This is a genomic window from Pseudomonas anuradhapurensis, assembly GCF_014269225.2.
Taxonomy (GTDB): Bacteria; Pseudomonadota; Gammaproteobacteria; order Pseudomonadales; family Pseudomonadaceae; genus Aquipseudomonas; species Aquipseudomonas anuradhapurensis.
In genome coordinates this window covers 309,366-329,381 of the sequence record NZ_CP077097.1, presented here as the reverse complement: position 1 = coordinate 329,381, position 20,016 = coordinate 309,366, and the positions used below count along the sequence as shown (strand labels likewise).

The window sequence follows — 20,016 nt, the reverse complement described above, 5'->3', positions numbered from 1 at the left end:
GCTGGCGCCCGGAACGTTCGGCCGTGTTGTCCACCACCACGGTCACCTGTTCAACCGCCTGGTGCAGCCGCTCGGAGGTCTGCAGCACTTCACCGATGAGCCGCCGCTGGCTGTCGAGGAAGCGGTTGAAACCGCGAGCCAGGTCACCCAGTTCGTCCAGGCGTGAATCGTCCAGGCGCTGGCTGAGGTCACCCGCGCCACTGCCAATTTGCACCAGCGCAGCCGTGACGCGACGGATCGGCCGCACCAGGCCGCGGGCCAACAGCACCACCAGCAGCAGCGAGACCAGCGCCACGGCGCCACCGATCAGGCTGGTCAGCCACACTGCCTGGTGCATTTGCGCGTAGATCTCCTGCTCCGGCACCTCGGCGACCAAGGTCCAGTTCAGGTCGCGCAAGGGCAGGCCGAGCGCCAGGTAGCTTTCGCCGTCTCGGCTGAAGCGGCTGCTGCGCAGGCCCTGTGCCCCGCTCATCACTGCCTTGGCGGCGTCTCCACCGAGCTGCTCGGCCAGCTGGCGCTTGCCGCTGAAGGCGTTATCCGGGTGCACCTGGATCAGGCCATCGTTACGCACCAGAAACACTTTGCCGTGTTCACCAAAGCTGAAGTCGTGGATCAGCTGCGACAGCTCGGTCATGCGCAGGCCCATACCGGCCACGCCGACCAGTTGGCCATGCTTTTCCACGCGGTAGTCGATGAACAGGGCCAGCTCGCCCGTGGCGCCATCGATGTCGATATTGATGAACCGCTCGGCACCGCTGTCGATGTAGCCGTAGAACCACTGGTCCTTGGGGTTGCTGCGGCTGAGGGTACGGTCCAGCCCGTTCTCGTTGTAGTAGTGGCCGCTCTCGGTGGAGACGAACAAGGTGGTGAACGCCTGGTTGCGCTGCTTGGCGGCGGTGAGGTATTCGATGAACTGCGGGGCCTGCGCGGGGTTCTCACCTGCGGCGAGCCAGTCGCGCAGCAGCGTGTTGCCAGCGATGTCTGCCGCCGCTACCAGCGGCTGGCCGAGCATGCGTTCGATGTCGTTGCGGATGGCCTCGATGCTGGCCGGCAAGGCACTGCCCACCAGGTAGCGTTCGGTGAGGCGATTGAGCGCCACGGTGAAAATGATGACTACGACCAGAATGCTCACCAGCAGGGCGGCGCCCATGCTGGTGATCAACTGCCACTGGATGCTTTTACGCCAGATACGCATGCCCCTGCTCCCCGCATAATTATTGTTTTGCGGTGAGTGTATACACTTGCGTATCCAGTTAATCCAGTGATCTAGAACAACAGCTTCTCGCCCGTGCCAGCGGGGATGCCCAGGATTGCTTCATCACTGTGTCTGGCACCGGCTGCGCCGGTGTTTGCGGTGGTTCGAAGCCTCGACACGCTCGCTCTCACAGGCACCTCGGTATCAGGCCGTCATTGTTCGGCGATAGTCCGGACGATGGTGTCCACGGTGGCATCTATCTGCGCCTGGGTACGCTCCAGCGTCTTGCGGTGCTCATCCTGCAGTTCGATCTGTCGCGAACACAGGTTCAACGCGGCCAGCACCAGCAACTTGTCACCGATCAGGGTCGGGTACTGGCGCTTGGTCTGGGCCAGGGCGGTGTTGAGCATTTGCACGGCCTGGGCCAGGGTTGCTTCCTGGCCTTCAGGCGCCTTGATCGAATAGTCGTTGCCGAGGATCGACACGACATTGATCGGCTGAGCACGTAGTGTCATGCGCCGACGACGCCAGCGTTGGCGCGCTCGATCAGCGCCTGCAGGCGCGCGGCGGTGCTGCCGTGCTTCTCTTCCTGCTCCATCAGCGACAGCTGCAGGGTCTCGTTCTCTTCCTTGGCCTGGGCCAGTTCCTGGCCGAGGGCGGCGTTCTGCTCGGTCAGTTGGGCGTTCTTCTGCAGCAGGTCGTTGACCAGTTGCTCGATTTGATTCAGGGAAGCTTCCAGCATGGGTCTATCTCAGGTTGTTGCGGGGGGCGCACACGATAAAGAAAAGTGCCGCCCGTCGCCATTAAATATCGGATTCACAACGTGTCGAACCCGCAGATTGACAGGGTAACCGGCCCCTTGTTCCGACCTGGGTCAACCGCCGGTCAGGAACACCTGGGCCAACTCGGGATTTTGTCAGGCGCACACTCAAGACTGGCCGGTCACGACCGATACTCAAAGAGACACATTCTGTCGCACTGGGTGCCTCTCCTTCACTTTCCTGGATCTGCCCACCATGTCATTACGCAACATGAACATTGCCCCGCGCGCACTGCTGGGCTTTTCGCTTATCGGCCTGCTGATGCTCGGCCTCGGTACTTTCTCCCTGATGCAGATGGGCAACATCCGCCAGGCCGGCCTGGTCATCGAGCAAATCAGCGTCCCGGCCATCAAGACGCTGGATGAGATCAGCGCGCTGAACCTGCGCCTGCGCAGCCTCTCCTACCGCCTGCTGGTGAACCGCGACCCGCAAAGCCAGCAGGAAATCCTCAACCTGATGGAGCAGCGCAACCAGCAGATCGACCGCGCGCGCGAAACCTACGTGCCGCTGATCACTGCCGCTGACGAAAAGGCCGCGTACGACCAGTACGTCCAGGCGCTCAACCAGTACCGCCAGCTCGAGGCGCGCATGCGCAGCCTGAACCAGGCCGGCCGCCTCGACGAACTGAGAGATGTGCTCAACCGTGACTTGCAGGCCAACTCCGAGCAGATCAACAAGATCATGGAGACCCTGGTACAGATCAACACCGAGCAGACCCGTGACACCAACGCGAAAGCTGCCAACCAGTATGACGTGGCTTTCTCCTTGGTGATCGCCCTGCTGGTCGCCGCCACCGTGCTGACTTTTGCCTGCGCCCTGCTGCTGACCCGCAGCATCGTCAAGCCGATCGACGAGGCGCTCAGATGCGCCGAACAGATCGCCGACGGCGACCTGACCCACGTCATCCATGCCGAGGGTACCGACGAAGCTGCCCGCCTGCTGCGCGCCATGGCCCGCATGCAGGACAAGCTGCGCGACACCTTGCAGCTGATCGCCGGCTCGGCCACGCAGCTGGCCTCGGCTGCCGAGGAGCTGAACGCCGTCACCGACGAAAGCGCCCGTGGCCTGCAGCAGCAGAACAACGAAATCGAACAGGCCGCCACGGCGGTGACCGAGATGACCAGCGCCGTCGAAGAGGTGGCACGCAATGCCGTCAGCACCTCGGAAGCCTCCAGCGAAGCCAGCCGTTCGGCAGGCGATGGCCGTGACCTGGTCATGGAAACCGTGGGTGCCATCGAGCGCATGAGCGGTGACGTACAAGCCACCGCCAAGCTGGTTACCCACCTGGCCGAACAGTCGCGTGATATCGGCAAGGTGCTGGATGTGATCCGCGGCCTGGCAGACCAGACCAACCTGCTGGCACTCAACGCGGCGATCGAGGCGGCTCGTGCCGGCGAGGCCGGCCGTGGTTTTGCCGTGGTCGCCGATGAAGTGCGGGCGCTGGCCCACCGTACCCAGCAGTCGACCAGCGAGATCGAGCGGATGATCGGCAGCATTCAGGGCGGTACCGAAGAGGCCGTGAACTCGATGCGCACCAGCACCGAGCGTGCCGAATCGACCTTGAATATCGCCCGTGGCGCAGGCTTGGCGCTGGATACCATTGCCGGGGCGGTGGCGCAGATCAACGAGCGTAACCTGGTGATTGCCAGCGCTGCGGAAGAGCAGGCGCAGGTAGCGCGGGAAGTGGACCGCAACCTGGTGAACATCAACGACCTGTCGGTGCAGAGCGCTACTGGGGCGAATCAGACCAGTGCAGCGAGTGCCGAGTTGTCGCGCCTGGCGGTGGATCTGAATGGGTTGGTAGCACGGTTCCGTACTTGAGAGACCTGGGGCCGCTTTGCGGCCCTTTCGCGACGCAAGGCCGCTCCTACACAGGTGATCGCGGTCTCCTGCAGGAGCGGCCTTATGTCGCGATGGGCTGCAAAGCAGCCCCTGCAATCGCGGATCAGTAATCGATCCGCACATCCCCTTTCGGCACACTGCAGCACGACAGGATGTAGCCCTCGGCTTCGTCCTCTTCGGTGATGCCGCCGTTGTGCTCCATCTCCACCTCGCCGCCCAGCTTGAGCACCTTGCAGGTGCCGCAGATGCCCATGCCGCAGGCTTTCGGGATCATCAGGCCAACCTTGGCGGCCGCTGCATGCACGGTCTCGCCCGGAGCGATGCGGATACTCTTGTCGCTGCCGATGAACTCCACCAGGTTGAGGTCGGCGGCATCCAGTTCCGGCGCATCGGCAGCCTGTTCGGCATGCTCCACCGCGTCCGCCTTGGCTTCCGGCGGCGTGGCACCGAACGACTCCTCGTGGTAGTTCTTCATGTCGAAGCCCACCGCTTCGAGCATGCGCTTGACCGCGCTCATGTACGGCGTCGGGCCACAGCAGAACACCACGCGCTCCATGTAGTCCGGCGCAATCAGCTCCATCAGGCGCTGGTTTAGGTAGCCGCGGTAACCCGCCCACGGCTCACCCAGGCCATGCTTTTCGCAAATGATGTGCAGGCTGAAGTTGGGGATGCGCGAGGCCATCTGTTCCAGCTCGCGATGGTAGATGATGTCCTTCGGCGAACGGGCACTGTGCACGAACACCATGTCGACATTGCCGTTGGTGTCGTAGAACCAGCGGGCCATCGACATCACCGGGGTGATACCGACACCGCCGGAAAGGTACAGCACCTTCTGCGCCGGGAAATCGATGGCGTTGAACAGCCCCACCGGGCCGTGCACCGGCAGTTCGGCGCCTTCGTGCATGGTGTCGTGGAGGAAGTTGGACACCAGGCCGCCCGGTACGCGCTTGACCGTGATCGAGAAGCTGTAGGGCACCGAGGGCGAGCTGGAGATGGTGTAGGAGCGCATCACCGGCTTGCCTTCGATCTCCAGCTCCAGGGTGACGAACTGCCCGGGCTTGAAGAAGAACATGATCGGCTGGTCGGCCATGAAGCAGAAGGTGCGCACGTCCCAGGTCTCCTGGATGACCTTGACGCAGCGCACGATGTGGCGGCCGTTGGCCCAGGTCTGGGTGGTGACCGGATTGAGGAAGGTATCGGACATGTTCATCTCCAGCAGCCGACTATTGGCCTTTTATGGCTTGGATAATGCGCAAGCTGAAGGCGACGTACATTCCTGCCAGCGACATCGGCGTGCTTATCGCGACCAGCCCCGCACCACAAGGGCTGCGGAGTCGTAATTCAATTCGGCCATGTCGCCCATGGATACGGTTCACGACGTCTTCGGACGCACACTCCACGGCAAAACAACCGCTGTTTCTTGATAAGCAGCCTTGCGGCACCACAACAACGATTAGCCACCTTTTGCCGGCCGCACACGGCCCCGAGGAATACACGATGGACGTCACCGCAACCCTGAGCCTGGGCGATCCACTGGAACCTGCACGCAAGGCGACAGCCGAAATGCTGCAGACCCGCGAGCGCACCTTCTCGCTGCCCCAGCCTTTCTACAACGACGAGCGTCTGTTCCAGATCGACATGCAGGAGATCTTCCACAAGGAGTGGCTGATCGCCGGCATGACCTGCGAGATCCCGGCCAAGGGCAACTACATCACCCTGCAGATCGGCAAGAACCCGATCATCGTGGTGCGTGGCGCCGAAGGCAAGGTGCATGCCTTCCACAACGTCTGCCGCCATCGCGGCTCGCGCCTGTGCGTCAGCGACAAGGGCAAGGTGGCCAAGCTGGTCTGCCCGTACCACCAGTGGACCTACGAGCTGGACGGCCGCCTGCTGTTCGCCGGCACCGAAATGGGTGCCGACTTCGACATGAACCAGTACGGCCTGAAGCCGGTGAACGTGAAGGTCGCTGGCGGCTACATCTTCATCAGCCTGGCGGAAAACCCGCCTGCCATCGACGAGTTCCTGGCCACCCTGGACCACTACATGGAGCCGTACGACATGGAGAACACCAAGGTGGCGGTGCAAACCACCTTGATGGAAAAGGCCAACTGGAAGCTGGTGCTGGAAAACAACCGCGAGTGCTACCACTGCAACGGTTCGCACCCGGAACTGCTGCAAACCCTGCTGGAATGGGACGACACCAACGACCCGCGCGCCAGCCAGGAATTCAAGGACCACGTGGCTGCCTCGGCCGCCGCCTGGGAAGCCGAGAAGATCCCGTACCTGCACAAGAGCCATGGCCTGCGTAACCGCATCGTGCGCATGCCGCTGCTCAAGGGCACCGTGTCGATGACCATGGACGGCAAGCAGGCCTGCCAGAAGCTGATGGGCCGCATCAAGAACCCGGACCTGGGCTCGATGCGCATCCTGCACCTGCCGCACTCGTGGAACCACTGCATGGGCGACCACATGATCGTGTTCACCGTGTGGCCGATCAGCGCCCAGGAAACCATGGTCACCACCAAATGGCTGGTACACAAGGACGCCGTGGAAGGCGTGGATTACGATCCGGAGCGCATGCGCAAGGTGTGGGACGCCACCAACGACCAGGACCGCCGCCTGGCCGAAGAAAACCAGCGCGGGATCAACTCCACCGCATACCAGCCGGGCCCTTACTCGAAGACCTACGAGTTTGGCGTGGTCAACTTCATTGACTGGTACAGCCAGCGCTTGCTGAACAACCTGGGGGCGGAGCCAGCACCTTACCTGAAGGAAGTACAGGCACAGTAAGCCCAACCCCGCCACTGGACGTTGTTTGGTGGCGGGGACTCCCCTTTCTACACTCCCCGCCTGAAACCCGCTGTGTAACCCTTCCCCCCTGCAACACTTGCCCCAGCGAATCACTGATCAGTATTTGACCAACTCGGTCAAACCCGCATGCGCGCTCGGGTGCAGCGGTGTTCATACACCTTATCCACAGAGCCACCAACAGAGTTTGTGAGCAACCGCACGAGCGTTCGCAAGCGAACTGTGGATAAGCGCTGCAAGACCCTGATTATCAAGTTCGGAAGGTTAAAAACAGGGCTTTGATCATTTTTCGAACAAATCCGTCAACGCCTTTGAATACGCGGCTCGCAGCCGATGCCGAACATATTATCCACAGAGGGGCTAACAGCGATTGTGGGCAAAAACCGGAAGAGGCTGATGCGCTAGGCAAGCAAGCGCCCCGACAGAGCCTGACTGTTTTTTGATCAAATCATTGGAGGCAGCGTGATACGAGGCCTGCGGCCATGCGCCAACACTTTATCCACATGTTGGCGAACAGATTTGGTGGGCAAAGTACGCGGCCGATGCCTTGCCCCAAATGTAGGAGCGGCCTTGCGTCGCGATGGGCTGCGCAGCAGCCCCGACAATCCTGAGTCTGGCTCAAGATCTGGGGGCTGCTGCGCAGCCCATCGCGACGCAAGGCCGCTCCTACATGGGACCGCGGGAGGCTTTATCGCAGCACGCCTTCTTCCACCAGCAGCTTGAGGATGGCTTCGGCGCCTTCCTGCGGAGTAACGTCTTTCAACACCTTGCCACCGCCACCACTGGCCTTGGCAGTCGCCGCCTTCATGCGGTCGGCGCCGCTCTTGGCCTTGATCACCTTCAGCCGCTTGGGCCGTGGGCGTGCCGGCTGCAGCTCGGCCTCGACCAGCAGCTGGTCTTCGACGATGGCCACGTTGCGCGCCGCCAGGACACCACGGCGCGCCGGCCCGAAGGCACTCTGGCGCGGCTTCGGCGCGGCGTTATCCACAGTCGCCAGCAGCGGCAGGCGCACCTTCAGCCGGCGCCGCTGGCCACGTGGCAGGGCCTGCAATACCTGGGCGGTGCCGTTGTCGATCGATTCCACTTCGGCCAGGCCCACGATCAATGGCCAGCCGAGTTTCTCCGCCAACAGGAACGGCAGCATGCCCGACCCTTCGCCGGTCTCTGCCTGGCTGCCGGTCAGCACCAACTGTGCCCCGGCGTCACGCAGGTAGTCGCCCAGCACGCTCAGCACATCGGCACCGGCAGGCTGCTCCAGCACATCCAGGTGGTCGAGGCCCATGCCCAGGTAGGCGCGCAGCGCCTCTTCGCGAGGGTCGCCGGCATGCACCACCTGCAAGTTATCCCCAGCCAGCTGCAAGCCCAGTTCCACCGCGCGGGCATCCTGCTCGGCGCGGCGCGCGCGGCCAGAGCTGGGGTGGGCACCGATGGAAACCAGGCTGATCACTTTCGTACTCATGCTCGTGCCCTTATGCCGCGTCGCGCTGGCCGCCGCTGCGGTAGTTATCCACAGCCTCGATCAGTGCCTTGAGAATTGCCGAGCTGTCGCCAATCACCGACAGGTCGGCCCGTTTGATCATGTCGCAGCCTGGGTCCATGTTGATGGCCACCACCTTGTCGCAGGCGCCAATGCCCTGCAGGTGCTGGATCGCACCCGAGATACCCACAGCCACGTAGACCCGTGCGGTAACCCAGGTACCGGTAGCGCCCACCTGGCGGTTGCGCGGCATGAAGCCGTCGTCCACCGCCACCCGCGAGGCACCTTCGGTGGCGCCCAGCGCTGCGGTAGCCTGGTGGTACAGGTCCCAGTCCTTGACGCCGTTGCCACCGGAGACGATGAACTCGGCCTCGGCCATGGCAATGGTGGCCGGGTCGACGGCCACCGAGCCGAGGTCCTCGATACGCGACAGGCTGCGCGGAACACTTGTGGACAACTCTACCGGCAGCGCTTCATGGCGGGTTTCGCTGACCGGCTCGGCGCATTCGGCCGCCGCCAGGATCAGGCGCGGCACGGCGCGTTGCAGGTCTTGCTGGCCGGCACCGGCACGGCCAATGCACTGGCCATCCTTGACCTGCCATACCCGCGTCGCCGGGCGCTCGCCCAGCGCCGCGCCCAGGCGTCGGCCAAGTTCGCCGCCACCGGTGCGGCTGTCGGGCAGCAGCCAGTGGCGCGGGGTGAACTGGTTATCCACAGCGCGCAGGCCCTGCACCAGTTGCTCCGGTGCATAACCTTCGAAGGCCTCGCCTTCGATGACCAGCAGGCGGTCGACGCCAGCTGTGGAAAAGTTGCTTTCCTTGTGCTCACCGAATACCACCGCCAATACCGCACCGTCGCTGCCGGCCAGGCTGTGGGCCAGGCCGAGCAGGTCGCGGTCGTGGCTGCTCAGGCGGCCACCGACCATGTCCGGCACTACGGCAATGTAGAACGCCGGCGCCGTTACCTGGTGCAGCGGCAGCTGCACCTCGGCCGCCGCCGTGCGCCGCCCGCCCACACCGGTGCCCTGCTGGGCGCCGCTGCGGTCGATGCGCTTGAGGCCGGCCGGGCCGATGAAGCCTGCGGCAATCGCATGAGGGTTCTTGCGGATCAGGCCGTTCGGCCCCATCCAGCGGGTTTGCTGCGTCTGCATCGCTGCGTGCAGCGGGTGCAGACGGTTACGGGCGATCCACTCGGCGCGCGGGTCGCGGCGGATAATGTCGCTCATCAGTGCACCTCCGCAGGTTCACGTTTGGCCGTTTGCGCCTTGGCGGCAGCAGGCGCGTCCTCTTCGATCAGCACGTCGGCGACCAGCTCGGCCAGGTCCTTGATCTGTGGGCGCGGTTCGACCACGCCTTCGAGCATCGCGGTGCACTGCGGGCAACCCACGGCCACCAGCTCGGCCTCGGTCTGGCGGATATCGTCCATGCGCATGTCGGGGATCCGCTGCTTGCCAGGGATGTCGGTAATCGGCGCACCGCCGCCACCGCCACAGCAGCGCGAGCGGAAGCCGGAGCGTTCCATTTCGCGCACCTCGATACCCAGCGCCTTGAGCACTGCCCGCGGGGCTTCGTACTCGCCGTTGTAGCGGCCCAGGTAGCACGGGTCGTGGTAGGTGACGCTGCCACCTTTGTGCTGGCCGAGGTTGAGCTTGTTGGCCGCGATCAGTTCGGCGATGTAGGTGCTGTGGTGCTGCACCTGGTACTCACCGCCCAGGGCACCGTACTCGTTCTTCAGCACATGGAAGCTGTGCGGGTCGCAGGTGACGATGCGCTGGAACTTGTACTTGGCCAGGGTCTGGATATTGCGCTTGGCCAGCTGCTGGAAGGTCGCTTCGTCGCCCAGGCGGCGCGCCACGTCGCCACTGTCGCGCTCTTCCAGGCCGAGCACGGCAAAGTCCACGCCGGAGGCCTTGAGCACCTTGACGAACGAACGCAGGGTCCGCTGGTTGCGCATGTCGAAGGCACCATCACCGACCCAGAACAGCACTTCGGTGGTTTTCACCTCCGACAGCAGTTGCAGGTTGAGGTCGGCGGCCCAGTTCATGCGCCCACCGGGGGCGAAACCGCCCGGGTTGTCGGTGGCGATCAGGTTGTCCAGTACCTCGGCGCCCTTGTTCGGGGTCGCGCCTTTTTCCAGGGTCAGGTGGCGACGCATGTCGACGATGGCATCGACGTGCTCGATCATCATCGGGCATTCCTCGACGCAGGCACGGCAGGTGGTGCACGACCACAGCGTTTCGGCATCGACCAGGCCATTGACGATCGGCTGGTGCGGGTGACCGCCATGCTCGCCGATCGGCTTGCCAGGGTACGGGCTGCCGGCGAACTGGGCGTCGGTACCACCGGCCAGGCCGATGACCATGTCCTGGATGAGTTTTTTCGGGTTCAGCGGCTGGCCGGCGGCAAACGCCGGGCACATGGCTTCACATTTGCCGCACTGTACGCAGGCATCGAAGCCCAGCAGCTGGTTCCAGGTGAAGTCCACCGGTTTTTCCACGCCCAGCGGCGCGTTCGGGTCTTCCAGGTCCAGCGGCTTGAGGCCGGTGGAGCGGCCGCCGCCGAAGCGCTCGGCACGGCGGTGCCAGGCCAGGTGCAGGGCACCGGCGAAGGCGTGCTTCATCGGCCCGCCCCAGGTCATGCCGAAGAACAGCTCGGACACGCCCCACAGCACGCCCAGGCCGAGAATGGCGACCATCACCCAGCCGCCGGTATTGGCAGGCAGGATGCCGGCGACCGGCAGGGTGGCGATGAAGAAGCTCGCGGCGAACGCCAGCAGGCTCTTCGGCAGGCGCATCCACGGCCCCTTGGACAGCCGTGCTGGCGGGTTGAGGCGGCGCTTGAAGACGAAGATGGCGCCGCTGAACATGATCACCGTGGCCACCAGCAGTGCGTAGCCGAGGATCTTGCTCTGCAGGCCGAAACCGTGCACCAGGATTGCCAATGCGGCAGACAGCACGAAGCCGCCTGCGGTGGCCACGTGGGTCTTGGACATGTACTTGTCGCGCTCGACCACGTGGTGCAGGTCCACCAGGTAACGGCGCGGCATGGCCAGCAGGCCGCCGATCAGGTTGACCTTGGATGGCCGGCCGCGCCGCCACATGCGCACCCGGCGCAGGGCGCCGAGCACTGCCAGGCCAAGGGCAGCGAACAGCAGGATGGGTAGAAGGGTGTTCAACATGGGAGGCTCCCACAACAGCTGGATACTTGCGCCACTCTCAAGGGCGGCGCGGACCCTGTGGGAGCGGGTTCACCCGCGAATGCGTCCGATCAGGCAACGAGGTTGTCAGTGCTGACGCATTCGCGGGTAAACCCGCTCCCACAGGGGGCCAATCCCGCCCTCGGGGGCGGTGTTCATGCCGGAGCGATCAGAAGTCCTTGCACAGGCGCAAGGCGTCGTAGATCGCCGCATGCACGTTGCGCTGGGCCACGCAGTCGCCGATGCGGTACAGCAGGTAGCCTTCGCCCGGCTGGCTGAGGATCGGCTGTGGCTTGATGGCGAACAGCGCCTCCACGTCGATCTGGCCCTTGTTGCGCGAACCTTCCTTCAGCGCGTAGTACAGCTGCTCGTCAGGACGCACGCCGTTCTCCACCACTACCTGGTCGACCACGCGCTCTTCCTTGGCGCCGGTGTATTCGTTCTCCAGCACCGCCACCAGCTTGTCACCCTCGCGGTAGACCTTTTCCAGCATCATGTCGCCGGTCATGATCACTTCTTTCGGGTAGATGCTGCGGTAGTAGGTCGGGAAGCTGGTACCGCCCATGGCCACGCCCGGCTTGATGTCGTCGGTGACGATTTCCACCTGGCTGCCCTTGTCGGCGATGAAGTCCGCCACCGACATACCGGTGAATTCACAGATGGTGTCGTACACCAGCACGTTCTTGCCCGGTGCCACCTTGCCATCGAGCACGTCCCAGCTGCTGACCACCAACCCTTCGGCGGCGCCCCAGTGCTCGTTCTGCTCAAGGAACGAATGCCCACCCACCGCCAGCACGATGATGTCCGGGCGCAGGTCCTGGATGGTCGCCACGTCGGCAGCGGTGCCCAGGCGCAGGTCGACCTTCAGGCGCGCCAGCTCCAGCTGGTACCAGCGGGTGATACCGGCAATCTGGTCGCGTTGCGGCGCCTTGGCGGCGATGGTGATCTGCCCGCCGATCTGGTCCTTCTTCTCGAACAGGGTCACATCGTGGCCACGCTCGGCAGCCACGCGGGCCGCTTCCATGCCGGCAGGGCCGGCGCCCACTACCACCACCTTGCGCTTGGCGCCGGTGGTCTTCTCGATGATGTGTGGCACGCCCATGTATTCACGGGAGGTCGCGGCGTTCTGGATGCACAGCACGTCCAGGCCCTGGTACTGGCGGTCGATGCAGTAGTTGGCACCAACGCACTGCTTGATCTGGTCGATCTGGCCCATCTTGATCTTGGCGATCAGGTGCGGGTCGGCGATGTGCGCACGGGTCATGCCGACCATGTCCACGTAGCCGCCTTCGAGGATACGCGTGGCCTGGTTCGGGTCCTTGATGTTCTGCGCGTGCAGTACCGGGACCTTGACCACTTCCTTGATGCCGGCCGCCAGGTGCAGGAACGGCTCCGGCGGGTAGCTCATGTTGGGGATGACGTTGGCCAGGGTGTTGTGGGTGTCGCAACCCGAGCCGACCACGCCAATGAAGTCGATCATGCCAGTGGCGTCGTAGTACGCGGCGATCTGCTTCATGTCCTCATGGCTGAGGCCGTCCGGATGGAACTCGTCACCGCAAATGCGCATGCCCACGCAGAAGTCGTCACCGACCTCGGCGCGTACGGCCTTGAGCACTTCCAGGCCGAACTTCATGCGGCCTTCGAAAGTGCCGCCCCATTCGTCGGTACGCTTGTTGACCCGTGGGCTCCAGAACTGGTCGATCATGTGCTGGTGTACGGCCGACAGCTCGACGCCGTCCAGGCCGCCCTCTTTGGCGCGGCGTGCCGCTTGCGCATAGTTGCCGATCACGCGCCAGATCTCTTCCACCTCGATGGTCTTGCAGGTGGCACGGTGCACGGGTTCACGGATACCCGACGGCGACATCAGGGTCGGCCAGTTGAAGCCGTCCCAGCGCGAGCGACGGCCCATGTGGGTAATCTGGATCATGATCTTGGCGCCATGCTTGTGCATGGCGTCGGCCAGGTTCTGGAAGTGCGGGATGATGCGGTCGGTCGACAGGTTGACCGACGACCACCATTCCTGCGGGCTGTCGATGGCGACGACGGACGAGCCGCCGCAGATCGCCAGGCCGATACCGCCCTTGGCCTTTTCTTCGTAGTACTTCACGTAGCGGTCGGTCGTCATGCCGCCGTCAGTGGCGTAGACCTCGGCGTGCGCAGTGCTGAGCACGCGGTTACGGATGGTCAGTTTGCCGATCTGAATCGGCTGGAACATTGCTTCGAATGCCATGACGCTATCTCCGGCTTACAACGGCTTGACGACGAACAGGCCATCTTCGTGGCCTTCTTCCGAACCGCCGTAGACCTGTTCGGCCACGGTGCGGATCGAGCTGCCGCGGGCAGCGAGAATCTGGTCCATGGCGCCGGCGAACCAGCCGGTGAACATGTAGTCGACCTTGCGGCCACACTTGCCATAGACGTACACGAACGCCGAGTGCTTGAGCTTGACGCTGCAGGTACCCTTGTCCAGGTCGATGTCCTGGATCTCGAACAGGCCCCAGCCGCGCTGGCTCAGGCGCTTCATGTAGTGCTCGAACACCGCCACGCCTTCCAGGCCATGGCATTCGGCTTCTTTTTCACACCAGTGCCAGGCGGACTTGTAGCCGGCCTTGTAGAGGATCTCGGCGTACTTGTCGGCACCGAGGACTTCTTCGATACCCATGTGGTTGTTGACGAAGAAATGGCGCGGCACATACAGCATCGGCAAGGCGTCGCTGGTCCAGACACCGGTCTCGCTGTCGACTTCGATTGGCAATTGCGGGGCGATCTTGGCCATGGAAACTCAACTCCATAAAAATTTTGTTTGGGATGCCCCGGCGTTGCTGGCAAGGGCTTACAGGCTTGGAGAGCGGCTTATTCGCCCCACACGTCCTTGAGGACGTTGACCCAGTTCTCGCCCATGATCTTGCGCACCACGCGCTCGGAGTGGCCGCGCTTGAGCAGGGTTTCGGTGAGGTTGGGGAATTCGCCCACGGTACGGATACCCAGCGGGTTGATGATCTTGCCGAAGTTGGTCAGGCGACGGGCATAACCCTTGTCGTGGGTCAGGTACTCGAAGAAGTCCTGGCCGTGGCCCTGGGTGAAGTCGGTACCGATACCGATAGCGTCTTCACCGACGATGTTCATGGTGTACTCGATGGCTTCGGCGTAGTCGTCGATGGTCGAGTCGATGCCCTTGGCCAGGAACGGCGCGAACATGGTCACGCCAACGAAACCACCGTGGTCGGCGATGAACTTCAGCTCTGCATCGGATTTGTTGCGCGGGTGTTCTTTCAGACCCGACGGCAGGCAGTGCGAGTAGCACACCGGCTTTTTCGATTCGAGGATGACTTCTTCGGAAGTCTTGGAGCCAACGTGGGACAGGTCGCACATGATGCCGACGCGGTTCATTTCGGCGACGATCTCGCGGCCGAAGCCCGACAGGCCACCGTCGCGCTCGTAGCAACCGGTGCCCACCAGGTTCTGGGTGTTGTAGCACATCTGCACGATGCCCACGCCCAGCTGCTTGAACACGTCGACGTAGGCGATCTGGTCTTCGAACGCGTGGGCGTTCTGGAAGCCGAAGAGGATGCCGGTCTTGCCCAGCTCCTTGGCCTTGCGGATGTCGGCGGTGGTGCGCACCGGCATGACCAGGTCGCTGTTGTCGCGAATCAGCTTCTGGCTGGCAGCGATGTTGTCGACGGTTGCCTTGAAGCCTTCCCAGACCGAAACCGTGCAGTTGGCCGCAGTCAGCCCGCCTTTGCGCATGTCTTCGAACAGCTCGCGGTTCCATTTGGCAATGATCAGGCCGTCGATGACGATGCTGTCGGCGTGAAGTTCGGCTGGGCTCATCAGGCTGTCCCCTTTTATTGAATAGGTTGGCGCCAAACCTTGTGCCGGCGCTTTGGGGCCAGCATATGCCTGTGCCCAACGGCGCCCCGATGCAAAAACGACAGGGGGTTTGCCGAAAGCGTCAATGCGCGACAACGCGCCAGTTCCAGCGCCTTGGCTACGCCGTTTGGGGATGAGAGACAGTCTCGATAACGACGTTTTCCTGCGCTTTATGAACATTTGTTCAGGCAGCTACCGCAGCGCCGTCGTCTGAGCGAGAATCCCAGCGATTCGTCAGCCTGTTGAGGAGAATACGGATGAAATCAATGGCATGGCTGGTATTGCTGGCTGTCGTGTCGGGCGCCCAGGCCGGCGAGGAAGAAACTACCCCCTGCGACAACGTCGAGACCGACCAGCAGACCTACGCCTGCGCTGCATTCAACAAGCAGACTGCCGAGCGCGAGCTGAAAGCGGCGTACGACGACCTGATCCAACGCATCCATGACCAATATGCCGACGAAGGCGACCAGGCGAACGCACTGGTCACCCGCATGGACGCTGCCGAAAAGCTGTGGACGCAGTTGCGTGACGCCGACTGCAAGGTCGAGACCTTTGCCGAGAAGCCTGGCAGCAAGGCATTCCAGGCGGCCTGGGATACCTGTGTGGCGCAGCGCAGCGATGACCGCTCGGAGTACCTGCAGTCCATCGGCCAGCAGTAAGCCTGTACCGGCCTCTTCGCGGGCACGCCCGCTCCCACAGGTACTGCGCAACGCTCACGGGCGGCGGGGTTCCTGTGGGAGCGGGCGTGCCCGCGAAGAGGCAGGTACAGGCGCAAATCAAACCGCCCGGGCCAGACGGTCCTCCCGCGGGCAGCGCTGGTACCGCGCCCGATAGCAGCGGGTAAAGTACGAAGCCGATTCGAACCCGCACGCCACCCCTACCTCCAGGACGCTCATGTCGGTCTGGCGCAACAGCTGGCGGGCCTTGTCCAGCCGCAGTCGCAAATAGAAACCGCTGGGCGTGTCGCCCAGATGCAGGCGAAACAGCCGCTCCAGTTGCCGCCGGGTCACCTGCACCGCATCGGCCAGCACCTGGGTGTTCAGCGGCTGCTCGGTGTTGCGCTCCATTTCGCCAATCACCTTTACCAGCTTCTTGTTGCTGATGCCGTAGCGGCTGGCGATCTGCATACGCTGGTGGTCCTGGCGCTGGCGGATACGCCCCAGCACGAACTGCTCCGAGACCTGCACCGCCAGTTCACTGCCGTGCGCTTGCGCAATCAGGTCGAGCATCAGGTCGATCGACGCGGTACCGCCGGCGCAAGTGATACGCCGCCGGTCGATCTCGAACAGTTCCTGGGTCGCCTGCAGGTTCGGGTAGTTCTCCTTGAACGCTTCGAGCGCCTCCCAATGCACGGTGGCGCGGTGGCCATCCAGCAGGCCGGCCTCGGCCAGCACCACCGCACCGGTGTCGATGCCGCCCAGTATCACCCCGTCGCGGTCGAGGCGGCGCAGCGCGTGTTGCAAGGCCGGCCCGTAGCAGGCCAGGGGGTCGAAACCGGCCACGATCAACAGGACGCCGCCAGGCCCGGCCGCCGTCAGCGCCGCATCGGCATTCACCGACATGCCATTGCTGGCCTGCACCGCGCCGCCATCCAGGCTCAGCACCTGCCAGCTGTACGACGGGCCTTGGAAACGGTTTGCCACCCGCAGTGGCTCCAAGGCACTGATGAAGCCCATCGCCGAGAAACCGGGCAACAGCAGGAAATGGATGATTTGCGGCATTGCATGCTCCACGGCAAAGGTGGTCGCCTCCGTGCAATTGTTGGTCGCCAGGGTGCGATTTTCCACCCTGGCAGCAGCGTAGCGTGTTCACACGGCCCAGAGAGGCCGGCCCCCATAAAAAACGCCCTGCCGATGGAGAGCCACCATGCAACGCTTGATCCGCCGCAGCCTGTTGTCCGTAGCCCTGAGCACTATCGTCGCTTCCCCGCTTTATGCCGCCGAACCCGCGGCCTGCAAGAACGTCCGCCTGGGCGTGGTCAACTGGACCGACGTCATCGCCACCAGTGCCATGGCCCAGGTGCTGCTCGACGGCCTGGGCTACCAGACCAAGCAGACCAGTGCGTCGCAGCAGATCATCTTCGCCGGCATCCGCGACAAACGCCTGGACATGTTCCTCGGGTACTGGAACCCGATCATGACCCAAACCATCACCCCGTTCGTCGACGCCAAGCAGGTCAAGGTGCTCGACAAGCCCAGCCTGGAAGATGCCCGCGCCACCCTGGCGGTGCCGAAGTACCTGGCCGACAAGGGCCTGAAGACTTTCGCCGATATCCACAAGTTCGAAAAGGAGCTGGGCGGGAAAATCTACGGCATCGAGCCAGGCTCCGGCGCCAACACCCAGATCAAGGCGATGATCGCCAAGAACCAGTTCGGCCTGGGCAAGTTCCAGCTGGTCGAGTCCAGCGAGGCCGGCATGCTCGCCGCCGTCGACCGCGCGGTACGGCGCAAGGAGGCCGTGGTGTTCTTCGGCTGGGCGCCGCACCCGATGAACGTGAATATCGACATGGTCTACCTGGGCGACAGCCAGGACGCCCTGGGCCCTGACGAAGGCCGCGCGACGGTCTGGACCGTGACCGCGCCGGACTACGCCGAACGCTGCCCCAACGCCCACCGCCTGCTGGCCAACCTGAACTTCAGCGCCGAAGACGAGAGCCGCATGATGCAGCCGCTGCTCGACCACAAGGACCCGTTGGAATCGGCTCGCCAATGGCTCAAGGATCACCCACAGGACAAGGCCCGCTGGCTTGAGGGGGTGACCACCTTCGACGGCCAGCCGGCGGCGGACAACCTCAAGCTCACCGCCAACTGATCCGGCCTCTTCGCGGGCATGCCCGCTCCCACAGGTACAGCGACACACTCAGGGTCACGTAGATCCTGTGGGAGCGGGCGCGCCCGCGAAAAGCCCAACACAGCTATCACAAGGAACCCACCATGAACCACGACGTCATCATCACCTGCGCCCTCACCGGCGCCGGCGACACCGCCTCGAAAAGCCACCTGGTCCCGGTCACCCCCAAGCAGATCGCCGAAGCCGCCGTGGAAGCCGCCAAAGCCGGCGCCACCGTGGTCCATTGCCACGTTCGCGACCCGCAAACCGGCCGCTTCAGCCGCGACGTGGCGCTGTACCGCGAAGTCATGGAACGCATCCGCGAAGCTGACGTGGACATCATCGTCAACCTCACCGCCGGCATGGGCGGCGACCTGGAAATCGGCCCAGGCGAAACGCCGCTGGAATTCGGCCCGGGTACCGACCTGATCGGCCCGCTCGAACGCCTGGCGCACGTCGAAGCGCTGCTGCCGGAGATCTGCACGCTGGATTGCGGCACCCTCAACTTTGGCGACGGCAATTCGATCTACGTTTCCACCCCGGCGCAACTGCGGGCCGGCGCCCGGCGCATCACCGAACTGGGGGTCAAGGCCGAGCTGGAAATCTTCGACACCGGCCACCTGTGGTTCGCCAAGCAGATGATCAAGGAAGGCCTGCTCGACGACCCGCTGTTCCAGTTGTGCCTGGGCATTCCTTGGGGTGCGCCGGCCGATACCACCACCATGAAGGCGATGGTCGACAACCTGCCGGCCAATGTCACCTGGGCCGGCTTCGGCATCGGCCGCATGCAGATGCCGATGGCCGCCCAGGCGGTGCTGCTGGGTGGCAATGTGCGGGTGGGCCTGGAAGACAACCTGTACCTGGACCGTGGCGTGCTGGCCAGCAACGGCCAGCTGGTCGAGCGCGCGGTGGAAATCATTTCGCGCCTTGGTGCCCGTGTGCTTACCCCGGCCGAAGGCCGGGAAAAGATGAACCTCAAACGCCGCTGATCCATTCAGGAGAACACCATGACCTTCATCACCCAGATCAACACCTTCGCTGCCCTGGGTAGCGGCGTGATCGGCAGCGGCTGGGTCGCCCGCGCCCTGGCCCACGGCCTGGACGTGGTCGCCTGGGACCCGGCGCCCGGCGCCGAACAGGCGCTGCGCAAGCGTGTTGCCAATGCCTGGCCGGCCTTGCACAAGCAAGGCCTGGCGCCGGGTGCTTCCCCGGACAGGCTGAAGTTCGTCGCCACCATCGAGGAATGCGTGCGTGATGCCGACTTCATCCAGGAAAGCGCGCCGGAGCGGCTGGACCTGAAGCTCGACCTGCACGCGAAAATCAGCGCCGCGGCCAAACCCGACGCCATTATCGGCAGCAGCACCTCGGGCCTGTTGCCCAGCGAGTTCTACGAATCGGCCACCCACCCCGAGCGCTGCGTGGTCGGCCACCCGTTCAACCCGGTGTACCTGCTGCCACTGGTAGAGATCGTCGGCGGCAAACGCACCGCGCCCGAGGCCATCGAAGCGGCCAAGGCCATCTACACCGCGCTGGGCATGCGCCCGCTGCATGTGCGCAAGGAAGTCCCCGGTTTCATCGCCGATCGCCTGCTGGAAGCGCTGTGGCGCGAAGCCCTGCACCTGGTCAACGACGGCGTGGCCAGCACCGGCGAAATCGACGATGCGATCCGCTTCGGCGCCGGGCTGCGCTGGTCGTTCATGGGCACGTTCCTGACCTACACCCTGGCCGGAGGCGACGCCGGCATGCGCCACTTCATGGCCCAGTTCGGTCCGGCGCTGAAGCTGCCGTGGACCTACCTGCCAGCACCGGAGCTGACCGACAAACTGATCGACGACGTGGTCGAAGGCACGTCGGAACAGCTGGGCGAACGTAGCATCGCCGCGCTGGAGCGCTATCGTGATGACACCCTGCTGGCCGTGCTGGACGCCGTGAAAACCAGCAAGGCCAAGCACGGCATGGCTTTCGGCGATTGAGGACCC

Annotated in this window: 16 protein-coding genes and 2 pseudogenes; 7 read left to right on the top strand and 11 right to left on the bottom strand. The window is 63.8% G+C overall.

What is annotated here, in order from left to right:
- Positions 1-121 precede the first annotated feature (121 nt).
- The 3 genes and pseudogenes from HU763_RS24930 to HU763_RS01470 form a co-directional block, all read right to left on the bottom strand.
- Positions 122-1,150 (bottom strand): annotated as a pseudogene (locus HU763_RS24930) (HAMP domain-containing protein); the annotation flags it as partial.
- 257 nt (positions 1,151-1,407) lie between these two features.
- Positions 1,408-1,710, bottom strand: coding sequence for a cell division protein ZapA (locus HU763_RS01475; RefSeq protein ID WP_170027875.1), 303 nt, complete (start codon positions 1,708-1,710; stop codon positions 1,408-1,410).
- Entirely contained in the window at positions 1,707-1,937 is a 231-nt protein-coding gene (locus HU763_RS01470; protein WP_186687519.1) for a hypothetical protein, read from the bottom strand. The genes HU763_RS01475 and HU763_RS01470 overlap by 4 nt, the downstream gene beginning before the upstream one ends.
- A 274-nt stretch (positions 1,938-2,211) precedes the next feature.
- On the opposite strand from HU763_RS01470, the pseudogene HU763_RS24925 reads away from it, so the two are divergent.
- A pseudogene (locus HU763_RS24925) lies at positions 2,212-2,982 on the top strand (MCP four helix bundle domain-containing protein); the annotation flags it as partial.
- A complete protein-coding gene (locus HU763_RS24920) occupies positions 2,965-3,837 on the top strand; it encodes a methyl-accepting chemotaxis protein (protein ID WP_406822187.1) in 873 nt (290 codons plus the stop codon). The pseudogene HU763_RS24925 and the gene HU763_RS24920, both read left to right, overlap by 18 nt.
- Before the next feature lie 124 nt (positions 3,838-3,961).
- Here HU763_RS24920 and gbcB read toward each other — a convergent pair whose 3' ends face one another.
- Entirely contained in the window at positions 3,962-5,062 is a 1,101-nt protein-coding gene (gene gbcB, locus HU763_RS01460) for a glycine-betaine demethylase subunit GbcB (protein ID WP_170027872.1), read from the bottom strand.
- A 293-nt stretch (positions 5,063-5,355) separates the two neighbouring features.
- Between gbcB and gbcA the strand changes: the two genes are divergently transcribed.
- On the top strand, positions 5,356-6,648 hold the full coding sequence (gbcA, locus tag HU763_RS01455; protein ID WP_170027871.1) for a glycine-betaine demethylase subunit GbcA: 1,293 nt from the start codon (positions 5,356-5,358) through the stop codon (positions 6,646-6,648).
- 706 nt (positions 6,649-7,354) lie between these two features.
- Here gbcA and etfB read toward each other — a convergent pair.
- From etfB to HU763_RS01425, 6 genes are all read right to left on the bottom strand, one after another.
- Positions 7,355-8,125, bottom strand: coding sequence for an electron transfer flavoprotein subunit beta (etfB, locus tag HU763_RS01450; RefSeq protein ID WP_186687523.1), 771 nt, complete (start codon positions 8,123-8,125; stop codon positions 7,355-7,357).
- Between the two features lie 10 nt (positions 8,126-8,135).
- Positions 8,136-9,368 (bottom strand): electron transfer flavoprotein subunit alpha, encoded by a 1,233-nt coding sequence (gene etfA / locus HU763_RS01445; protein ID WP_170027869.1) that lies wholly within the window; start codon positions 9,366-9,368, stop codon positions 8,136-8,138.
- Positions 9,368-11,320 (bottom strand): dimethylglycine demethylation protein DgcB, encoded by a 1,953-nt coding sequence (gene dgcB / locus HU763_RS01440; protein WP_186687525.1) that lies wholly within the window; start codon positions 11,318-11,320, stop codon positions 9,368-9,370. The genes etfA and dgcB overlap by 1 nt, the downstream gene beginning before the upstream one ends.
- A 187-nt stretch (positions 11,321-11,507) precedes the next feature.
- Positions 11,508-13,568, bottom strand: coding sequence for a dimethylglycine demethylation protein DgcA (dgcA, locus tag HU763_RS01435; protein WP_170027867.1), 2,061 nt, complete (start codon positions 13,566-13,568; stop codon positions 11,508-11,510).
- 15 nt (positions 13,569-13,583) lie between these two features.
- Positions 13,584-14,114: a DUF5943 domain-containing protein gene (locus HU763_RS01430; RefSeq protein ID WP_046614486.1), complete on the bottom strand. Its 531-nt coding sequence runs from the start codon at positions 14,112-14,114 to the stop codon at positions 13,584-13,586.
- A 77-nt stretch (positions 14,115-14,191) separates the two neighbouring features.
- Positions 14,192-15,169, bottom strand: a complete 978-nt coding sequence (locus HU763_RS01425) for a dipeptidase (RefSeq protein WP_016392223.1) — start codon at positions 15,167-15,169, stop codon at positions 14,192-14,194.
- A gap of 296 nt (positions 15,170-15,465) precedes the next feature.
- Here HU763_RS01425 and HU763_RS01420 point away from each other — a divergent pair, with 296 nt between their 5' ends.
- Complete coding sequence (locus HU763_RS01420; RefSeq protein WP_186687528.1) at positions 15,466-15,867, top strand: lysozyme inhibitor LprI family protein; 402 nt, start codon at positions 15,466-15,468, stop codon at positions 15,865-15,867.
- A gap of 117 nt (positions 15,868-15,984) precedes the next feature.
- On the opposite strand, the gene HU763_RS01415 is transcribed toward HU763_RS01420, so the two are convergent.
- Positions 15,985-16,929: a GlxA family transcriptional regulator gene (locus HU763_RS01415; RefSeq protein ID WP_186687539.1), complete on the bottom strand. Its 945-nt coding sequence runs from the start codon at positions 16,927-16,929 to the stop codon at positions 15,985-15,987.
- A gap of 145 nt (positions 16,930-17,074) precedes the next feature.
- On the opposite strand from HU763_RS01415, the gene choX reads away from it, so the two are divergent.
- The 3 genes from choX to HU763_RS01400 all read left to right on the top strand — a co-directional run bounded on the left by choX (position 17,075) and on the right by HU763_RS01400 (position 20,010).
- A complete protein-coding gene (choX, locus tag HU763_RS01410; RefSeq protein WP_186674961.1) occupies positions 17,075-18,019 on the top strand; it encodes a choline ABC transporter substrate-binding protein in 945 nt (314 codons plus the stop codon).
- Positions 18,020-18,141: 122 nt separating this feature from the next.
- Positions 18,142-19,026 (top strand): 3-dehydrocarnitine:acetyl-CoA trimethylamine transferase CdhC, encoded by an 885-nt coding sequence (gene cdhC, locus HU763_RS01405; RefSeq protein WP_170027863.1) that lies wholly within the window; start codon positions 18,142-18,144, stop codon positions 19,024-19,026.
- Between the two features lie 18 nt (positions 19,027-19,044).
- Complete coding sequence (locus tag HU763_RS01400; protein WP_186687542.1) at positions 19,045-20,010, top strand: L-carnitine dehydrogenase; 966 nt, start codon at positions 19,045-19,047, stop codon at positions 20,008-20,010.
- Positions 20,011-20,016: the final 6 nt, after the last annotated feature.